The 17,426-nt window shown below is 69.3% G+C and carries 21 protein-coding genes and 1 pseudogene; 11 read left to right on the top strand and 11 right to left on the bottom strand.

All coding sequences use genetic code 11. The annotated features are described in order from the left end of the window. A partial coding sequence (locus G6016_RS16420; protein WP_182633665.1) for a DUF1906 domain-containing protein occupies positions 1-444 on the top strand: 444 nt, incomplete at its 5' end. A 125-nt stretch (positions 445-569) separates the two neighbouring features. Here G6016_RS16420 and G6016_RS16415 read toward each other — a convergent pair. Continuing rightward, the gene (locus tag G6016_RS16415) at positions 570-893 is read right to left on the bottom strand and encodes a putative quinol monooxygenase (protein WP_182633664.1); all 324 of its coding nucleotides are present in this window, start codon (positions 891-893) and stop codon (positions 570-572) included. A 72-nt stretch (positions 894-965) separates the two neighbouring features. On the opposite strand from G6016_RS16415, the gene G6016_RS16410 reads away from it, so the two are divergent. After that, positions 966-1,805 carry a serine acetyltransferase domain-containing protein gene (locus tag G6016_RS16410; protein ID WP_182633663.1) on the top strand — a complete coding sequence of 280 codons (840 nt, stop codon included), beginning with the start codon at positions 966-968 and terminating at the stop codon, positions 1,803-1,805. 5 nt (positions 1,806-1,810) lie between these two features. After that, positions 1,811-2,482, top strand: a complete 672-nt coding sequence (locus G6016_RS16405; RefSeq protein ID WP_182633662.1) for a response regulator — start codon at positions 1,811-1,813, stop codon at positions 2,480-2,482. A 53-nt stretch (positions 2,483-2,535) separates the two neighbouring features. Here the strand turns inward: G6016_RS16405 and G6016_RS16400 are convergent, their stop codons facing one another. Continuing rightward, a complete protein-coding gene (locus G6016_RS16400) occupies positions 2,536-4,008 on the bottom strand; it encodes a sensor histidine kinase (RefSeq protein ID WP_338403654.1) in 1,473 nt (490 codons plus the stop codon). 97 nt (positions 4,009-4,105) lie between these two features. Between G6016_RS16400 and G6016_RS16395 the strand changes: the two genes are divergently transcribed. Next, entirely contained in the window at positions 4,106-4,918 is an 813-nt protein-coding gene (locus tag G6016_RS16395; protein ID WP_182633661.1) for a hotdog fold thioesterase, read from the top strand. Between the two features lie 78 nt (positions 4,919-4,996). Further along, positions 4,997-5,545, top strand: a complete 549-nt coding sequence (locus G6016_RS16390; RefSeq protein WP_182633660.1) for an NAD(P)H-dependent oxidoreductase — start codon at positions 4,997-4,999, stop codon at positions 5,543-5,545. A gap of 117 nt (positions 5,546-5,662) precedes the next feature. Here the strand turns inward: G6016_RS16390 and tpx are convergent, their stop codons facing one another. The 3 genes from tpx to G6016_RS16375 all read right to left on the bottom strand — a co-directional run bounded on the left by tpx (position 5,663) and on the right by G6016_RS16375 (position 8,094). Continuing rightward, a complete protein-coding gene (gene tpx / locus G6016_RS16385; RefSeq protein ID WP_182633659.1) occupies positions 5,663-6,160 on the bottom strand; it encodes a thiol peroxidase in 498 nt (165 codons plus the stop codon). A gap of 81 nt (positions 6,161-6,241) precedes the next feature. Further along, the gene (locus G6016_RS16380) at positions 6,242-7,129 is read right to left on the bottom strand and encodes an adenylate/guanylate cyclase domain-containing protein (RefSeq protein WP_241730398.1); all 888 of its coding nucleotides are present in this window, start codon (positions 7,127-7,129) and stop codon (positions 6,242-6,244) included. A gap of 251 nt (positions 7,130-7,380) precedes the next feature. After that, a complete protein-coding gene (locus G6016_RS16375) occupies positions 7,381-8,094 on the bottom strand; it encodes a DNA-3-methyladenine glycosylase family protein (RefSeq protein ID WP_182633658.1) in 714 nt (237 codons plus the stop codon). 113 nt (positions 8,095-8,207) lie between these two features. Here G6016_RS16375 and G6016_RS16370 point away from each other — a divergent pair, with 113 nt between their 5' ends. The 4 genes from G6016_RS16370 (at position 8,208) to G6016_RS16360 (ending at position 10,656) form a co-directional block, all read left to right on the top strand. Then, positions 8,208-8,840, top strand: coding sequence for an ElyC/SanA/YdcF family protein (locus G6016_RS16370; RefSeq protein WP_182633657.1), 633 nt, complete (start codon positions 8,208-8,210; stop codon positions 8,838-8,840). A gap of 41 nt (positions 8,841-8,881) precedes the next feature. Continuing rightward, a complete protein-coding gene (locus G6016_RS17775; protein WP_338403653.1) occupies positions 8,882-9,124 on the top strand; it encodes a DedA family protein in 243 nt (80 codons plus the stop codon). A gap of 15 nt (positions 9,125-9,139) precedes the next feature. Next, a complete protein-coding gene (locus G6016_RS16365; protein ID WP_380023655.1) occupies positions 9,140-9,577 on the top strand; it encodes a DedA family protein in 438 nt (145 codons plus the stop codon). Between the two features lie 65 nt (positions 9,578-9,642). Then, positions 9,643-10,656, top strand: coding sequence for a pirin family protein (locus G6016_RS16360; protein ID WP_182633656.1), 1,014 nt, complete (start codon positions 9,643-9,645; stop codon positions 10,654-10,656). Positions 10,657-10,694: 38 nt separating this feature from the next. Here G6016_RS16360 and G6016_RS17770 read toward each other — a convergent pair whose 3' ends face one another. From G6016_RS17770 to G6016_RS16350, 3 genes and pseudogenes are all read right to left on the bottom strand, one after another. Next, positions 10,695-11,267: a cysteine hydrolase family protein gene (locus G6016_RS17770; RefSeq protein ID WP_338403655.1), complete on the bottom strand. Its 573-nt coding sequence runs from the start codon at positions 11,265-11,267 to the stop codon at positions 10,695-10,697. A 42-nt stretch (positions 11,268-11,309) separates the two neighbouring features. Then, positions 11,310-12,128: pseudogene (gene nadE / locus G6016_RS17765) on the bottom strand (NAD(+) synthase); the annotation flags it as partial. Positions 12,129-12,227: 99 nt separating this feature from the next. Next, on the bottom strand, positions 12,228-13,880 hold the full coding sequence (locus tag G6016_RS16350; RefSeq protein ID WP_182633654.1) for an AMP-dependent synthetase/ligase: 1,653 nt from the start codon (positions 13,878-13,880) through the stop codon (positions 12,228-12,230). Positions 13,881-14,104: 224 nt separating this feature from the next. On the opposite strand from G6016_RS16350, the gene G6016_RS16345 reads away from it, so the two are divergent. Next, complete coding sequence (locus tag G6016_RS16345; RefSeq protein ID WP_182633653.1) at positions 14,105-14,857, top strand: PAS domain S-box protein; 753 nt, start codon at positions 14,105-14,107, stop codon at positions 14,855-14,857. Between the two features lie 330 nt (positions 14,858-15,187). Here G6016_RS16345 and G6016_RS16340 read toward each other — a convergent pair whose 3' ends face one another. Both G6016_RS16340 and G6016_RS16335 read right to left on the bottom strand, forming a co-directional pair. Further along, positions 15,188-15,736 (bottom strand): DUF2599 domain-containing protein, encoded by a 549-nt coding sequence (locus G6016_RS16340; RefSeq protein ID WP_182633652.1) that lies wholly within the window; start codon positions 15,734-15,736, stop codon positions 15,188-15,190. Positions 15,737-15,981: 245 nt separating this feature from the next. Further along, entirely contained in the window at positions 15,982-16,530 is a 549-nt protein-coding gene (locus tag G6016_RS16335) for a DUF1697 domain-containing protein (RefSeq protein WP_182633651.1), read from the bottom strand. Positions 16,531-16,579: 49 nt separating this feature from the next. On the opposite strand from G6016_RS16335, the gene G6016_RS16330 reads away from it, so the two are divergent. Beyond that, positions 16,580-17,020, top strand: a complete 441-nt coding sequence (locus G6016_RS16330; protein ID WP_182633650.1) for an SRPBCC family protein — start codon at positions 16,580-16,582, stop codon at positions 17,018-17,020. Positions 17,021-17,033: 13 nt separating this feature from the next. Here G6016_RS16330 and G6016_RS17425 read toward each other — a convergent pair. After that, the coding region (locus G6016_RS17425) for a type I 3-dehydroquinate dehydratase (RefSeq protein ID WP_241730397.1) at positions 17,034-17,426 on the bottom strand (393 nt) is incomplete at its 5' end.

The raw sequence follows: 17,426 nt of genomic DNA, 5'->3' as shown, positions 1-17,426 counted from the left end.
GCCGGCGCCGGCGGTGGCGACCACCACGCGCCCATCGGCATCGCGATCCACCGCAGGGCCGGCGGCCCCTCGGGCGTGCCCATGTACGTGGCCATCGACGACAACCCGTCGCCCTGGCAGATCGACAATCAGATCAGGCCCTACCTCGAGCGGTGGCGCGCCCACCTGCACGGCGCCGGGATGAAGCTCGGCGTGTACGCCAACGCCCCGACCATCGACTGGCTCAAGGGCCGCGGCCTCGGCGAGTACTTCTGGCAGCACGACTGGGGCTCGAACGGTCGACTGACCCCCAACGCCACGATCCACCAGCTCCCCATCAAGCAGCAGGTGAGGGTCGGCGGCGTCGTGTCCGACCTCAACCGTGTCTACGCGCTGGACTACGGCCAGTGGTGGCCGATCGACCCGGCCGCCCTCGCGCAGTCGGCGCTCGGCAGCCAGAGCTGACCCGCGCCCCGGCACCGACCCACGAACGCCGCTGACCTGGGGTGCCCTGCGCGCAGCGTGCAGGGCACCCCAGGTCAGAGCCTATTTTCAGGCGGAGGCTGGAGCGGGCCGCCCGGCCCGGCAGCTCACTCGACGGTGATCTCGCCCATCGTCCCCCACGCTTCGCCCTCGAGCGTGGTGTTGATGATCCGCGGGGTGCGCTGCAGGTACTGGGCCGCGGAGCCGGTGAACTCCTTGAAGTGGGCGGAGCCCACGTGCTCGGCGGGGGCGTCGCCGTCGCGGAACGCCTCGCACAGCAGGAACTCGGTGGGCGTCTCGGTGGAGCGGTACCAGTCGAACCACAGGTTGCCCGGCTCGGCGCGGGTGGCCTCGGTGAACTGGCGGGTGATCTCGAGCCAGGAGTCGGCGTGTTCGGGCTTGACGTCGAAACGGACGTTGATGAGCATCATGCTCCCATCATGCCGTGTTTTCCGACCGGTGCGACTCGACCCCCGCGACGGCGCAGGCCTACCCTGGGTGGGGTGACCATCGAGCTGAGCATCGAGAACCCGTGCGTGCCGCAGGCGGAGGCCGACTCCTCCGTGCGTGCGGTCTGGAACCAGTTGTCGCTCGACGCGGCCTCCAGCAGGACCGAGCCGCTGATCGCCGGGCTCGTCCTGGACCTCATCGACGGGTGCGATGACCTGGGTGAATCCCTGGCCCGGCTGGCGGCCTCCCGCATCGCGACGCCGGAGATCGGCCGGCACGTGCTGGAGAAGGAGATCCGCGCCGTCCTGGCGGAGAACCCGCACGTCCTGGAGGCGGTCGCGGCGGACCTCGTGGTGAGCTACGAGCGCAACCCGGCGTACCCCAATTACCTGGTGCCGTACCTATTCGCCAAGGGGTTCCTCGGCCTGCAGGTGCACCGGGTCGCCCACGAGATGTGGCACTCCGGGCGCGTCATGGCGGCCTCGTTCCTGCAGAGCCGCATCTCCGAGGTGTTCGCGATGGACATCCACCCCGCCGCTCGCGTGGGGTCGGGGATCCTCGTGGACCACGCCACCGGCATCGTCGTGGGCGAGACCTGCGTCATCGGCGACGGCGTCTCGATCCTGCAGGGCGTCACGCTCGGCGGCACCGGCAACGAGGACGGTGACCGCCACCCCAAGATCGGCTCCGGCGTGCTGCTGTCCGCCGGCTCGATCGTCCTCGGCAACGTCCGGGTGGGCGACTGCGCCCGGGTGGCTGCCGGCTCGGTCGTCCTGCACGAGGTGCCCGCGCACACCACGGTCGCCGGGGTGCCCGCCAAGGTGGTGCGCCGGCACGCCGATTCAGTGGTCCCGGCAGAACAGATGGACCACACCATCACCGGCGAGGGCTGACGCTCGTGCGGGTCCTCGTCGTCGACGACGAACCGGCGCTGCTGGAGAGCCTGCGCCGGGGACTCGTCGCGGGCGGCTGGGCGGTGGACACGGCCGCCGACGGTGAGGCCGGCCTGGCCATGGCCGCCGACGAGGAATACGACGTGGTGGTGCTGGACATCATGATGCCGCGCCGCAACGGCTACGAGGTGGTGCGCGAGATGCGCCGCCGCGAGATCTGGACCCCCGTGCTGGTGCTCACCGCCAAAGACGGGGAATACGACGAGGCCGACGCGTTCGACCTGGGTGCCGACGACTACCTGGTCAAGCCGTTCTCATTCGTGGTGCTCGAAGCCCGCCTGCGCGCCCTGGTGCGCCGCGGCGCCCCCGAGCGCCCGGCCATTTTCGAGGCGGGCTCCCTGGTGGTGGACCCGGCCGCGCGCGAGGTCCGTCGCGGCGACGAGAGGCTCACCCTCACCGCGCGGGAGTACGCGGTCCTGGAGTACCTGATCCGCAACCGCAACCAGGTGGTGTCCAAGGCGCAGATCATGCGGTCGGTGTGGGACTCGGCCTACGACGGCGACGACAACATCGTCGAGGTGTACATCGGCTACCTGCGTCGCAAGATCGACACCCCGTTCGGCGCCAAGTCCATCGAGACCGTCCGCGGTCAGGGATACCGACTCGTCGACAGCTAGACCTGCAGTCGCTGGGCTTCAGCCGTCGAGCTGCAGTCGTCGGGCCTGTGCGGTCAGGCGTCGTGCGCGCGGTCGAGGTCCGCGTCGTCGAAGTCCGCGTCCAGCGCCTCGACCGGCAACTCCACCACGAATCGCGCGCCTCCGCCGGGCGCATCCTCGACCCGCACATCGCCGCCGTGTGAACGAGTGATCTCCGCGACGATCGCCAGACCCAGCCCCGATCCACCTTTGCCGCGGGCCCGATCGGCATCAAGGCGGGCGAAGCGATCGAACACCGTCTGCCGCTGCTCGACCGGGACGCCGTCGCCGTCGTCGTCGACCCTCAAGATCGCCCGTGGTGCTCCCGCACCGGACCGGTCGACGGTGAGTCCCAGCGACATCTCCTCCCGCGCGTGCCGGCGCGCGTTGTCCACCAGGTTCCGCACGACGCGCTGGAGGGCGTCCGGGTCACCGACCAGGCGCGCCGGCTCCACCGACACCGACACCCGCAGCTCCCGGCCCGCGGCGCCGGTCGTGCCGGAGGCGCCGAGGCCCCGGGCCCGCGCGCCCTCGGACAACACGATGTCGTCGAGATCCACGTCCTCGCGGCGCAGCGGAAGTCCGTGTTCGTCGTTCTTGGCCAGCAACAGGAGGTCCTCGACCATCAGGCGCATCCGCGCGACCTCCGGCAGCAGCAGTTCGTCGACGGTCTCCACATCCACCGGGGTGCCCGAGGTGGAGGACAACTCCAACAGCGTGGACAGGGTGGACAGGGGACTGCGCAGTTCGTGCGAGGCGTCGCCGACGAACGCCACCTGCGCCGTGCGAGTGGCGTCGAGGCGGGCGAGCATGCCGTTCATCGTCTCGGCCAGGCGAGCGATCTCGTCCTCGGCCTCCGGCACAGGCACCCGCTCGCCGTGCCCGGACGCGGAGATCTCGGCGACGCGCGATCGGATCGACTCGACCGGGCGCAACACGCGGCCAATCGCGATGTAGACGAACACCGCTGTGGCCAGGCCCGCGACCGGCACGAACGACAGGAACAGGACGGCGCCGGTGTCGAGCAGGGAATCGTAGCGCCCGGTGTCGGTGCCGACCTGCACCACGAACGTCGCCCCCTGCACGTCCACGCCGGCGGAGGAGATGCGCACCGAATCGCCGTCCGGGGCCCGGACCTGGTGACGGACCACCTCGCCCGCGGCCGGCGTGGTCAGCGTGGGGAGCTCCTCCAGGCCGCGCATGACCTGACCTGCGAGGACCTGGTCGTCCGGGGTGATGATGCGCACCATGTCCACGCCCGAGAGTGGTTCGGCGACGATCTCGAGCGAGGCCTGCGGGCCCTTCGCCGCGAGCTGCCCGGCCACGTCGACGGTGCGGTTCCGGTTCACGGAGTCGATCGCGTCGTGGACCGCAGAGCGCAGCATCAACCACGCCCCGCCCGCCGCGCACGCGAGCACCAGCATGACGATCGCGGTGGCGACCACCGTTGTCGCCACGCGGATCGGCCAGCGGCGCGGCGTGGTCAGGACGTCGTGGCTAGGAGGCACGTCTCCATTGTGCGGGCAGTGCGGACGGGGAGTGGGGTGCGGCTGCGCGTAGTGGCGACGAGCCCGTAAAAACTAGAACGCGTGCTAGTTTTGGCGGGTGAGTGAACCGCAGTACAACGGCCCCGAGCCCCGCCTGGGCGTCACCTTCGCCGAGACCAGCGACGGTGACATCACCTGGCACCAGCCGGTCGAGGGCCAGTTCGTCGACCCCAGCGGCCGCTTCGCCACCGGCGGGCTCGCCGTGCTGGTGGATTCCGGGCTCGGCTCCCAGAACCACCGCCGACGGCCGAGTGGGATGTGGACGGTCACCACCGAACTGCGCATCGACCTCGTCGCACCGCCGCGCGCCGGCTCCTCGGGCCTGGGTATCCGCACGGACCACCTGGGTGGTGACGAGCGCGTCCTCACCACGCGCGGCGACGTGATCGACGACGACGACACGCTGGTCGCCGCCGCCACGGTGAAGTCGATGGAATTCGCGGTCGGCGGGGACGCGGGCGAGATGGACGATGAACCGCCGTGGCCGTCGAAACTCGAGCAGGGCACCCTCGCCGAGTTGCTGTGCGTGACGCTGAACGAGAAGTCGGACGGCCCGGGCGGAACCCGCGCTGTCGAGGCCGTGATCGCGCCGGAACCCGCCCTGACCAATCCTCTGGGCAACCTGCACGGCGGGGTGTTCGCGGCGGTCGCGGAGCTCGCGGGCGCGGCCGTGTTCCCCCATGAGCGCCAGGTCAGTTCGTCGTCACTCGAGGTTCGCTACATCCGTCAGGTCCCCCTGGCCGAGCCGGTCACGGTCCGCGCCGAGGTCATCCACGACGGCCGGAACTGGGGAATCGCGCAGTCCACCACGCTGGATGAGCGTGGCCGGGTGTGCGCGGTGGCATCCGTCACGGTTTACGGCCAGCGGTAGTAACTGGTGGGGCCCGCCTCGTAGGGTTGGCTGTCGTATCCGCAAAAGGCGGGCGCAGTCGACCAGAGAGGACACCACGTGAAGATCGGCATCATCCTGGGAAGCATCCGTGAGGAGCGATTGGGAGCGTCCGTGGCGCGATGGGTGGCCGACCAGGCCGTCTCGCGCGAGGGCGTCGACTACGAGCTGATCGACCTCAAGGCGTTCGACGTGCCGCTGCTCACCTCGGCCACCGTGCCGGGTGCGGCGAACAAGCAGTACGACGACGAGCGGGTCCGCAACTGGAGCACCGCCATCGACGACTGCGACGGCTTCGTATTTGTCACCCCCGAGTACAACCATGGCGTCCCGGGGGCCCTGAAGAACGCCTTCGACTCGCTCGGCAACGAGTGGGCCGACAAGGCCGTGGCGTTTGTCTCCTACGGCGCCGAGGGCGGCGTTCGTGCGGTTGAGCACTGGCGTCAGATCGTCGCCAACTTCCACATGTACGGCGTGCGTCAGCAGATCTCGATGAGCCTGTTCTCCGAGTTCGGCCCCGAGGGCGTGCAGCCGGCCGAGCGCCGCGCCGACGAGATCGCGACCCTGTTCGACCAGCTCGAGGCCGCCACGCGCCGCCGCCAGAATTGACCGGGGCGCCCCGCGCCGCCCCGCGCCGCGTCGGCGCCGGACCCTGACCAGGCCCCGACACGACTGTGGCCCGCTTCCCTTTTTTGGGAGCGGGCCACAGTGCTGTGAACTGGAATGTCAGCTGAGAGCGGCGAGCGCGGCGTCGTAGTCCGGCTCGGTGGTGATCTCGTCGACGAGCTGGGTGTAGACGACCTTGCCCTCGGCGTCGAGCACGACGACCGAGCGGGCGTTGAGGCCGGCCAGCGGGCCGTCGGTCATCTTGACGCCGTAGTCCTCGGAGAACGTGCTGCGGAAGGTCGAGCCGGTGGAGACGTTCTCGATGCCCTCGGCGGCGCAGAAGCGGCCGGCCGCGAACGGCAGGTCGGCGGAGACGTTGACGACAGCGGTGCCCTCGAGGCCGGCGGCCTTCTCGTTGAAGGTGCGGACCGAGGTGGCGCAGACGCCGGTGTCGACGCTCGGGAAGATGTTGAGCACGACCTTCTTGCCGACCAGCGACTCGGAGGTGACTGCCGACAGGTCGGAGCCGACCAGGTCGAAGGCCGGAGCGGTCGAGCCGACGGCGGGGAGCTCGCCGGACGTGGTGACGGGGTTACCCTTGAATGCGGTGGTTGCCATGAGTCCGTTCTACCGGACCACAGGCCGCAGCGGGGGAGTGGAGGCGTCCCAGCGGGCCCGAGCAGTTATCCGGCCTGGGATTCAGCGGGGTGTGGCGACGTGGACCACGACGTCGTCGGGCACTCCCTTGACCCCGCCGAGCCGGAACGTACGCTTGTGCCGCGTGGACACGCGCGCAGGATCCAGTCCCGCGCGGGTGGCCTCGCTGACGAGGATCTCGCTGGTCCCGGCCTTCTCGCAGAGCCGTGCCGCGATGTTGACGTCCATGCCCAGGAAGTCGTCCCCGATCCGCCGCGGGTGACCGGTATGGACGCCCACGCGAAGGCGGGGCCGCCACCCGTCGATCTCGATGTCAGACACACCCCGAAGGCAGGCGGCGACGGCGTCGAGGGCCAACTGCGGGGACGGGAACACCGCCATCATCCCGTCGCCCAGCCGCTTGACCACCGTGCCGCGATGGGCCTGCACCTCGGGCTCGGTGGCGGCGGCGACCCGACGCAGCAGCCACAGTGCGTCCTCGTCGCCGGCGCGCATCGCCCAGGTCGAGAATCCCACCAGGTCGGTGAACACGATCGTCACCTCCTGCGTGCCGGAGCCGCGGCCCGCGCGTTCTCGCAGCGCATGCCACACCTGCAGGCTGCCGAGTGTGACCTCGCGGGTCGCGGTGGGAGTCTCGTCGAACAGTCGGCCGGCGATCCGCGCGATCGTGCCCGCACCGTCGCGACCCGCCGCCGAGAGCGGGTCCCCGAAACCCGCGTCACCGGGCAGGGTGCGCCGCACTTTCCGCGCCAATTCGACGGAGGTGGGGTGGCGGTTGGTGTCCCTCGCGCCGCTGGCCACTCTCGATGCCATCGCTCGCACCCGGGCCCACCGCTGCTCCGAGGTCTGTTCGGGCGCAGACTCCGGGACGGGCTCGGTGACGTGATCGGGGGCAGGCTCCGGGGCGGAGTCGGGGGTGGACGCGGCCATGTGATCAGCCTAGATCCCGGCGGATGCGCCTGGGGCGGCCAGTGCTCGGCTGCGGGACCGCGGGACAACGCCAGCGGCGGCCGAGCGCCCAGGTGCCTATGTGCAGGTTGCAAGACAGGCCTGGCCAGCCGCAAGACATGTGGTGCGAAAAAACGATCAGAAAGCAAACAATATGTCTTGCGACCGCGGAGCGATGTCGTGCAACTGGCGTGGGTCAGTGGTGTGGGGCGAAGTGGCGGGCCGGGCGTAGGTCAGGCGGGCGGGACGGACTCACCGGTCTGGTCGACGGCCCGCCACAGGTACCACGACGCGACCGACCGGTACGGGGACCAAGCCTGCGCATGCTCGGCCATCTGCGCCGGAGTCGCCTTCTCGGTGAGGCCCATCACCCGTTCGAAGCCACGGCGGACGCCGACGTCGGCCAGGGGAAACACATCGGGCCTATCCAACAGGAAGATCAGCTGCATTTCGGCGGTCCATCGGCCGATGCCACGCACGGCGGTGAGGGCGTCCACGACGTCGTCGTCGTCATATCCGCGAAGCGCCTCAAGGGCGGGGAGCCGCCCGGAGTGCACCGCGTCGGCGAGGTCTCGAAGGGCGGCCACCTTCGGCCGGGAGATGCCGCAGGCTCGTAGTTCCTCGTCTGACAGGGCGGCGACCCGGTGCGGGGCGAGGGGGAGGCGTGGCGCGGTGGGCGAGGGGTCGTCGTCGGCGCGTATTTCGGCGCGAATTCCGGAACGGTCTCCGGCGCGGTCGCGGAGCCGTCCGGCGATCGTCGCGGCGGCTTTGACCGACAACTGCTGGGACAGGATCGACGAGGCCAGGCGGTCGAACAGGGTGTGCGGGCCGGCGTCGGGGGCGGGCGTCAGAGTGCAGGGGCCGACCGCGTCGATATGTGTTCGTAGGAAAGAATCCACCCTGCGGAGGTGTTCCACAGCCGTGACTTTGTCGTATCCTTCGGTCATGCCGTGCAGGTTACGCGCGGCCATTCGTGATCAGATCGAGTCATCAGTAACGCCGCGGTCGATACCGCCGATAACCATTGGGTCACGACTTTGCTTGGGAGAGGACCGGATTCGTGGGAAAGACACAGAGGCGTCTCGCCGCGGTCGCCGCAACGGCGGCAATGGCGATGAGCCTGGGGGCAGGAACCGCATCGGCCGGACCCTTTGAGGTGCCGACGGTTCCGTCGCTGTACAACGGGGCGATCATGCTGGGCTGCCAGACGGTTGACCAGGGACAACTGCCCTCGTGCGGTGAGTTTGACGCCTTCAACACCGACGATCCCGCGATCCTCAACCTCAACCCCTTCACCACCGACATCGTCATCCTGGGCGCGGGCCTGTCCCCCGAGGGCAACATCCCGCCGGTCCTCGAAGAGCGGCTGCGTACCGGCTACCGACTCGCCACGACCTACCCGACCGCGCGCATCATCGTCACCGGTGGCGTGCCCAAGAACGGTCGCACCGAGGCTCGTGCCATGGGTGACTGGCTGCGCGGCGCCGGCATCGCGCCCCACCGGATCACCGAGGAGGGCAACTCCAACTCGACTGTCCAGAACGCCCGGTTCACCGACCAGATCTTCCGCGACCGCGGCACGACCGGTGCCGTGGTGGTGACCAACGACTTCCACCTCAACCGTGCGGTCCTCAACTTCCGCCAGGCCGTCGACGGTCGCATCCCGGTCACCGGTGTGATCGCGCGGGGCTGATACCCGTCCCGGAGACCACACGCGTAATTCCTGCTGCCGAGGTGTCGGCAGCTGATTTCCAGGCCGCCGGGCTCCCGGCTGTCGAGATCCTGGCCGCCGAAGGCGAGCTCGGGGGAATCGCCGGCTGGGCAGTCAGCCTGATGGACACGCTCGGCGGACCGGGCGCGGCCACCATCGTGGGGCTGGAGAACGTCTTCCCGCCCATCCCCAGTGAGGTGATCCTGCCGCTGGCCGGGTTCTCGGCCGCGCAGGGCACGTTCACCCTCGCCGGGGCGATCTTCTGAACGACTCTGGGGTCGGTGCTCGGCGCGATCCTCGCCTACGGGCTCGGATTCTGGCTGGGCGCTGACCGGGTGCGCGCGCTCTTTGATCGCGTGCCGCTGATGAAGGTCGAGGACTTCGACAAGGCCGAGGGGTGGTTCGGGCGCCACGGCCCGGCGTCGGTGTTCTTCGGACGCATGGTTCCGGTCGTGCGGAGCCTCATTTCCATCCCCGCCGGCGTGGCACGCATGAACTTCCTGCTGTTTCTCGCGCTGACCACGGTCGGCAGTGGGATCTGGAACTCGATCTTCGTCGTGGGCGGCTATCTTCTCGGCGGTCAGTGGCAACGGATCGAAGCGGTGGCCGGCTGGTTCTCCAACGCGGTGGTGGTGGCCATCATCGTCGTGGTGGTGGGATTCCTCGGATTCAGGTGGCGGCAGGAGCGCGCGCAGCGCAGGGTGGATACAGAGGAATAGCGGCGCCACACGTCTGGTTGGATGATGTGACAGCAATTTGCGCCGTGCGTTACCAGGAGGTCCCCGTGTCCGCAGTTCGCCAGGTCGTCCCACTCGGTGCCCAGTGGCCGGGAATCGATCCGTTCCTGTTCACCGCACACCACCGGGACGAGTTCCCCGCGGCCGACGGCCAGACCATGCGCCCGGCCGCCTCGCTCGAGGGACGCTCGCTCGGGCAGGACTTCTCCGGCAAGGATGGCTGGTCCATGTACCACGGGCATTCCGTCCCGGGCTTTCCCCAGCACCCGCACCGCGGATTCGAGACCGTCACCGTGGTACTCGACGGGATCGTGGACCACACCGACTCCCTCGGCGCCGCCGCCCGCTTCGGCCACGGTGACACCCAGTGGCTCACCGCCGGCGCGGGCATCTCGCACTCCGAGATGATGCCGCTACTCAAGGACGATGCGCCCAACCCGCTCGAGCTCTTCCAGATCTGGCTCAACCTCGCGCCCGAGGACAAGTCGGCCGAGCCGCACTTCGACATGTTCTGGGCCGAGGACACCCCGATCGTCGTGCGCGGGGCGGAGGGCTCCGCCGCCCGCTTCCGTGTGATCGCCGGAGAGATCGACGGTGTCCGCGCGCTCGATCCGCCGCCCAACTCGTGGGCCGCCCGGCCCGAGAACCACCTGGCGATCTGGATCGTCTCCCTCGACCCGGGCGTGAGCACCGAACTGCCCGCCTTCGACCCCGCGGCCGGACGAGTCCTCTACAACTACGGAGGCGGCGTCACCGTCGACGGTCAGGAACTCGGCTACGACGCCGCAGTCCTGGCGCCGAAGGCCGTCACTGTGACCGCCGGCGCGGAGGGCGCCTCGTTCCTTATCCTCCAAGCGCGTCCCATCGGAGCGCCGGTCGTCCAGCAGGGGCCGTTCGTCGGCAACACCCGCGAGGACATCGTCGCCGCGATCGAGGAGTACCGCGCCGGAAAGTTCGGCCAGTGGGACCTACCGAACAACGGGCCCGTCCACGAGCACGGCCAGACCCGGTTCGCGCGCTACCCCGACGGGACGGAGAAGCAGCCGGCCACCGTCGACTGAGCGCGGATCACAGCGGCAGGGCGGCTGCGCGAGTCAGTTCACCGCGAGGAGGTCGACGAGTTCTCGCCGGGCCAGTCCGAGGCGAGCAGGTCGATGCTCGCGGGCTGATCCAGCACGGGCTGGCGCTTCTGGTCGGACAGATACCGGAGCATCGCCTCCGACAACTCCTCGTTGTCGGACGAGATCGCCCCGCGCGCCACGGCAACACGCAGGCCCAGATCAAACGCGACGATCGCCGTCTGCGCCACGCAACTGTGCGTCGACACCCCGCAGAGAAGCATCCTGTCGACACCGAGACGGTCGAGATCCTCCCGGAGCGAGGTGCCGTGAAAGGCGTTGTCCCGGGTCTTGACCACCTCCACGTGACCGCCGGTGTGGAGTCCGTCGAGGAAGCGGGACTGCTCCGAGCCCGGGAAGGCGAAGCCCTCGTCGTCGTCGTCCATATTCAGAGTCCACGTCGAACGGTCACGGGCGTGCTCGGTCCGCACCAACACCACGGGCCGGCCGGCGCCGTGCGCCGCGTCGATCAGCTCATTGACCCGTGAGACCAGCTCGTCCCGTACCGCGGCGAGCTCCGGGAACTCGAAATACGAAATCTGCATGTCCACCACGACCAGGGCCGTCCGGCCCGCACCCGGGGCCGTGCCCGGCGGCCGCCACCACGTGTCCGACACCTCGACCGGCGTGGTGCGCTTGTGCCGGCCGCGGTGCCAGGCCTCCTCGATCCGTTCGGCCACCTCACCTGGGACCTCGCGACCCTCGAGGTAGTCGTCGATGTGCTCGTAGCTCAGACCGAGTTCGTCCTCATCGGTCCGGCCCACGTCCTCGTCGAGCAGGTCGGCCGTCGGCACCTTCTCCCACAGCTGGCGGGGCGCCCCCAGATGCCGCAGCACGGCGCGGGCCTGGCGCTTGTCCAGCCCCGAGAGCGGCAGGACATCCGCGGCGCCGTCGCCGAACTTGGTGAAGAACCCCGTGACGTTCTCCGCGGCATGGTCCGCGCCGACCACCAGCAGACTCCGTTCACCGGCGAGCGCGTACTGGGCGACCATCCGGTGTCGCGCCTTGGTGTTGCCCTTGGTGAAATCGCCCAGGGCGGCGCCGGTGGCCTGCCGGATCTGCTCGTTCAGCCCGTCCACGCCCGGCGCGATGTCAACCGTCAGTGTCTCGTCCGCGTCCACGAACCGGACGGCGGCCACGGCGTCCGCCTCGTCGTGCTGAACCCGGTAGGGCAGCCGCATCCCCACGAACGTCGCCTCGCCGCCTCCGGCGCGGATCTGCTCCACCGCCAATTGCGCCAGGCGGCCGGCCAGCGTGGAGTCCACCCCACCGGACAGGCCGAGGACGTATCCGGCCGCGCCGGACGTGCGCAGATAGTCGATCAGGAAGCGCACCCGCCGCTCGACCTCGACGACCGGGTCAAGGTCCGGCCGGACCCCCAACTGCTCGATGATCATCCGTTGTGTCTGACGCATGCCCCCATTGTGGGTACGGCGTGGGCATGCGCCACCGGAGCGGCCGGAGACATGCGCCACCGGAGCGCGCGGAGCGCCCGGAGCGGCCGGCGCAGCCCGTCAGCCGAAGAGCTGCTCGATCTGCTCCGCGTAGAGCTCGTCCACGACCTTGCGCCGCAGCTTCATGGTGGGTGTCAGCTCGTGGCCGGGCCGCCAATCCTGTCGCAGCACGGTGAACTTCTTGATCTGCTCGACCCTCGCCAGCGTGGCGTTGGCGCGGTCCACCTGCTCCTGCACCGCCTGCTCGATCCCCGGGTCGTCCGCGCGCTCCGGATCCGCGACGACCAGCGCGACGTTGTAGGGGCGCCGGTCGCCGATCACGGCCACGTGGGCGATCGCGCTCCCGGCAGACAGGATGGCCATCTCGATGGTGGCCGGGGACATGTTCTTGCCGGCCGCGTTGATGATCAGTTCCTTCTTACGGTCCACGATCCACAGGAAGCCGTCCTCATCGAGGCGGCCGATATCGCCCGTCTGGAACCATCCGTCAGCGTCGATCGCTTCGGCCGTCTTCCCGGGGGCACCGCGGTAGCCGTTCATCACCTGTGGGCCGCGGATGAGGACCTCACCGTCGTCAGCGATGCGGACCTCGACCGTGTCCAGGGGGCGGCCGACGCTACCCAGCCGGATGGCGTCCGGGGTGTTGGTGGCCACGCAGCACGACACCTCGGACATTCCCAGCATCTCGCACAGCGGAAGGCCGAGGGCGGTGAAGAACTCGAGCACGCCACGCGGGGTCGGGGCCGCACCGGTCACCACCCACTGCGCCTCGTTGAGCCCAATTTTTGCCCGTAGGGTCTCCGCGACCTGGGGATTGGCGACGGCGTCGGCCATCGCATCCCCGGGGTACGCCGCCTCGAGCGCGGCCTTGAGCTTCTCCCAGACGCGTGGCACCGCGCCGAAGAGGGTGGGGCGGGTCGCCACGAGCGCGGCGGGAAGTGCCGCCATGTCGGCGACGCAGGTCACGACGTTGGCGTAGGTCATGAAACCCGAGTAATGGGAGGTCCAGCGATCGGCGACGTGCGCTGCCGGCAGGAACGAGATCTGGCGTCCCAGACCGGCCAGCGGCACCGCCGCATGGACCCCGCGCAGCTGGGTGAGCATGCCGCGGTGCGTGAGCTCCACACCCTTCTGCGGACCGGTGGTGCCGGAGGTGTAGATGAGCGTCAGCAGGTCGTCAGGGCGGATCGAGTCGGCCGCGGAGAAGTCGAAGTCCGTCTCCGCGGCGACCACCTCGTCCACCAGATCCGGGGTGCCCTCGGAGTGCGCGTCCACCAGGATGACCTGGCCGATTCCCGTGGCGGTCTCGCGCGCCGTTTCGAGCACTGCCTGGAACTCCGCCTCGGCGACGATGGTTTTCACCCCCGCGTCCGCGAGGACGTACGCGAGCTGCTCCGGGGCCGAGGTGTTGTAGAGGCTGAACGGTACGGCGCCGAGCATCATCACGGCGGTGTCCACGAGGTGGAACTCCGGACGGTTCTTACACATCAACGCGACGGTGTCGCCGGGTGCCACTCCGAGACCGCGGAGCGCGGAGGCGATCGCGCCGACTCGCGTCCGTGCCTCGGCGTAGGTGATCTCCGCACCCGTCTCGTGGGAGCGCAGGGCAACCGCGTCGGGGTGTGCGTCGGCGGTCGCCAGGAACAGTCCGGCGAGGGTATCGGCGCCGTCGAGGCGGTCGGCGATCGTGGCGGCAGAGGCGGGTGTGGTCATGAGTGTTCCTGCGGGTGTCGGGCCGGCCCGGGGGCGGGCGGGTTCGGGGTGTGGAGGGGGTCGGTGTCGGTCAGCTCACATCGTCCGCCGGTCACCAGGGTTGTGGACACCCCCGAAAGTCGTGAGTCGGCACCCGAACGGGTGGCCGCCCTCCGGGCGCTGCCCCGCCCGGCATCCCCGCAGCGCAGCCCGGCCCGCCCCGTCTGCTGACGTACCCTGAGCGGGTGCCCACCTACCCGTTTCTCGACTACCAGGATCTCCTGGCGCGCCTGGCCGACGTGGTCTACGTGGTCGACACGGAGGGCCGCTTCACCTACATCAACCCGGCCGGTGAGCGCATCTTCGGCTGGGCCGTGGAGGAGCTGATCGGGCAGCATTTCGCCAAGGTCATCGCCCCGGACGCGCTCGCGGAGACGGTCGAGCATTTCCGGGTGGGCCTGGCCAGCGCTGATCCGGGCCGCTTCTTCGAGACCCGGATTCTGCAGCCGGACGGGCAGGTCCGGGACCTGGAGATCCACGCGGGGAACATCTACCGCGACGGGCGGTTGGTCGGCCGGCAGGGGGTCGGGCGCGACATGACGGAGTTGCGTGACCTTCAGGAGAGTTTGGCGGCCAAGACCAGTCGGTTGGAGCTGCTGGAGGAGCAGCAGCGTACGGCTCTGGATGTTTATCGCCGGCTCAATCTGATGTTGGGCCGGGCCGGTGGCGATCGCCGGCGTACGGAGGAGGCTCTCGACGCCGTCGAGTTGTCGCTGCGCCTCGAGACGGCTCGCGCGATGGGTTTGCAGGATGATCTGGAGATCATCGCGCTCATCGCCGACGGCTACTCCAATCAGGAGATCTCTGATCGGGTTCATCTGAGCGTGCACACGGTCAAGGACCGGGTGAGTCGCATCATCGCCAGGTTGGGGGCGCGCAGTCGTGCGGCGGTGGCGTCCCGGGCGGCGGAGGCGGGGCTCCTGCGCGGTCTGCACTGAGTTGATCCCGCACCCCGGGCCCACCTGCGGTCGGGGTGTGGTCGTTGGTGGGGCGGGGTGCGTCGGTGGCGGGAAGGGGCGCGGTCGCCGGGTGAGCTGGCAGGGGTGTCGACGACGACGAGGTCCCCTCATTCCGCGGATACGTTCCGGTCTCTCCGGGCCCCGTTTCAGGGCTCATTCTGGTTCGGAGGCGATCGGGCGGAGGAATCGGCGCTATGTGACTCGTTCGCAGGGACGTTCCGACATCGCTGATTCGACCGCGACTGACAGTGCCACGTGGCGTTCGATTCGAGTAGGTAACTGGGCGTGCGTGTGCGGTCGATGCCGTCGTCACACTTCCGGCCCGCCCGGGTTGCAGCCCTCCAGTAGCATCCGGTCGGCCTCCACGACGGGCCGCCATGGTTCGAGGTTCCACGTCGGTTTGTCCGGCTCGAGCAGTCGCGCCCACGTCCAGTGGCAGTCGAACTGCTCCCGCATGCCGGGGGTGTCCGCGTCCGGGGCCAGGCGAAGGACCTCGGCCCAGGCCAGATCGGCGTCGTCGAATCCACCCGCACGCAGCGCCGAGGGGGTCGGGGCCACGCGGAGGGTCACGCCGTAGTCGGAACCGCCCCACGTCGCCGAGGCGACGAACGGTGGGACCGCTCGCGGGGGCGCGGGCGCGCGGGTCGGTACGGGAGACAGCGCGGTGGGTGGCGGTGTGGTCGGTGACGGTGCGGTGGGAGAAGGGATGGACGATGACGACGACGACACCGTCGGCACCGTGTCCGATCCCACAGTCGATTCCGCGGTCTCGGTACCGCCGTCTGAGCACGCGGCTGCGGTAACGGTGACCAGCAGCAATGCTGAGAACAATGTGCGACGACCGCGAAGAGTGAGCATCAAAAGCAGTGTGCCACGGTCGTCGGGTTGCAAAGTCGCACGCCTGGCTGGATCCTGTGACCATAGGGATGCGGCACCTGCGGAGAGCCCGCGCGTCGCCCCGATAGAAGGAGAGTGACCGATGCCCCCGTTCGACCCCACTCAGTTCCAGGCCATGTGGGACGGAATCTTCCCGGCCATCTTCGGGCCCCTCGCTGCGCTGGTCGACACGCTCGGCGCATCCGTCCAGGCGCCCTGATCCAGCCTCAGCCCACCGCGAGAATCTTGCGCAATGTCTTGAGATTCCTCGTGGTGAGATGACGCGCGTTGGCGCGCGTCTGCAGCACTTTCGCTGCGTCTGACGCCAGTGTCGCGCCGCGGGGTACCCGCCAGTAGATACAGTCCGGTCCGGCTGCCACGGTTTCCGTGGAGCCGGGCCGGAGTTCATTTGTCATGTCGTGCAGGACCCGCGCAGTGACCTCGGCGGAATCGGAGAACACCAGATAGTCGTGATGCTCGTCGAGAGTGTCGAACGGATAGTCCGCTACCGCCGTCACGATCGCCTCCCTGGTGAGGACCTGAACCACCGCGTCGTACCGGAAGGCCTCGGCGTAGGCCGTCTCGAGTGCGGTCCGCACCTCGGCCACCGGACGCCGGTCTGTGGCCACGACGTTTCCGCTGGCCAGGATGGTCGCGACCTCGCTGGACCCGGCAGATGTGGTGACGGCACGCAGGTCGGCCATCGCGATCCGGTTGCCCTTGCCGACGTTGATCCCGCGAAGCAACGCCACTACCCGGTTGGAGCTCGAGTTCATCTGTCGATCCTCGCACCGTAACCGGGCCGTGAGGGTAGTTTCACTGAGCATGACAGTCTCAGTGCAATCAGTTATCACCATCGAGGCCGGCATCCCCGAGATCATGGAGGTCATGGCTGACGTCAAGTCCCTCGTGGACTGGTCCAGCGCCCACCGTGCGGTGGAGATTCGTGAGGCCGACGCGGACGGGTGGCCGATCGTCGTGTGGGAAAAGATCTCGCAGTTCGGCGTCTCGGACGAGATGGTGGTCAAGTACGAGTGGTACGACGGCGAGGTCAGCTGGTCGCTCGTCGAGAGCGGCACGCAGGATGTGCAGAACGCGCGCTATCAGCTGGTCGACAAGGGGGACGGCACCACCGAGGTGACCTTCGACCTCGAGGTGGGCCTGAAGATCAAGCTCCCCGGCATGGTGATGAAGAAGGCGCAGAAGTCCATCGCCGACACCGCCACCAAGGGACTACGCGACGAGGTGCTGCGCCGCTACGGCTAACGCCGGGCGGAAGTTAACCGTGCAATAGTTCCAGTGCGGCCCGGACCCCGGCGGCGGGCAACTGCCCCGGGGCGGAGGCCGCGCCGACGGTCGCGAACGTCGCCGCCGACCCGAACACGCCGCCGCCGATGCGGGTGACCGCGCCGAGCCCGCCCATCGACATGGTGATGAGCGGGATCTGCGCGTCGCGGTATCGGCGTTCGGTGGCCTCGAGCAGCCGCACCACATCCCCGGCCGAGCGCGGCATCACCGCGATCTTGGCCACGTCGGCTCCCGCCTCCTCCATGGCCTGAAGCCGCGTCACGATCTCCTCGGTGGCCGGGGTGCCCTCGAAATCGTGGTTGGACGCCACCACCGCGGTCTGGTGCCGCTGCGCTGCCGCGATGGCCTGATCCGCCATCGGATG

The sequence above is a fragment of the Dietzia aerolata genome (assembly GCF_014144865.1).
Lineage (GTDB): Bacteria > Actinomycetota > Actinomycetes > Mycobacteriales > Mycobacteriaceae > Dietzia > Dietzia aerolata.
Note: the sequence above shows the minus strand (reverse complement) of the source record. Positions and strands in the feature narration are given on the sequence as shown.

Excerpts from the sequence above, each read along its gene's own strand:
- G6016_RS16375 (WP_182633658.1), bottom strand. The coding sequence starts at position 8,094 with ATGACCGAAGGATACGACAAAGTCACGGCTGTGGAACACCTCCGCAGG.
- G6016_RS16340 (WP_182633652.1), bottom strand. The coding sequence starts at position 15,736 with ATGCTCACTCTTCGCGGTCGTCGCACATTGTTCTCAGCATTGCTGCTG.
- G6016_RS16330 (WP_182633650.1), top strand. The coding sequence starts at position 16,580 with ATGACAGTCTCAGTGCAATCAGTTATCACCATCGAGGCCGGCATCCCC.
- G6016_RS16335 (WP_182633651.1), bottom strand. The coding sequence starts at position 16,530 with ATGAACTCGAGCTCCAACCGGGTAGTGGCGTTGCTTCGCGGGATCAAC.
- G6016_RS16350 (WP_182633654.1), bottom strand. The coding sequence starts at position 13,880 with ATGACCACACCCGCCTCTGCCGCCACGATCGCCGACCGCCTCGACGGC.
- G6016_RS16380 (WP_241730398.1), bottom strand. The coding sequence starts at position 7,129 with ATGGCCGCGTCCACCCCCGACTCCGCCCCGGAGCCTGCCCCCGATCAC.
- tpx (WP_182633659.1), bottom strand. The coding sequence starts at position 6,160 with ATGGCAACCACCGCATTCAAGGGTAACCCCGTCACCACGTCCGGCGAG.
- G6016_RS16415 (WP_182633664.1), bottom strand. The coding sequence starts at position 893 with ATGATGCTCATCAACGTCCGTTTCGACGTCAAGCCCGAACACGCCGAC.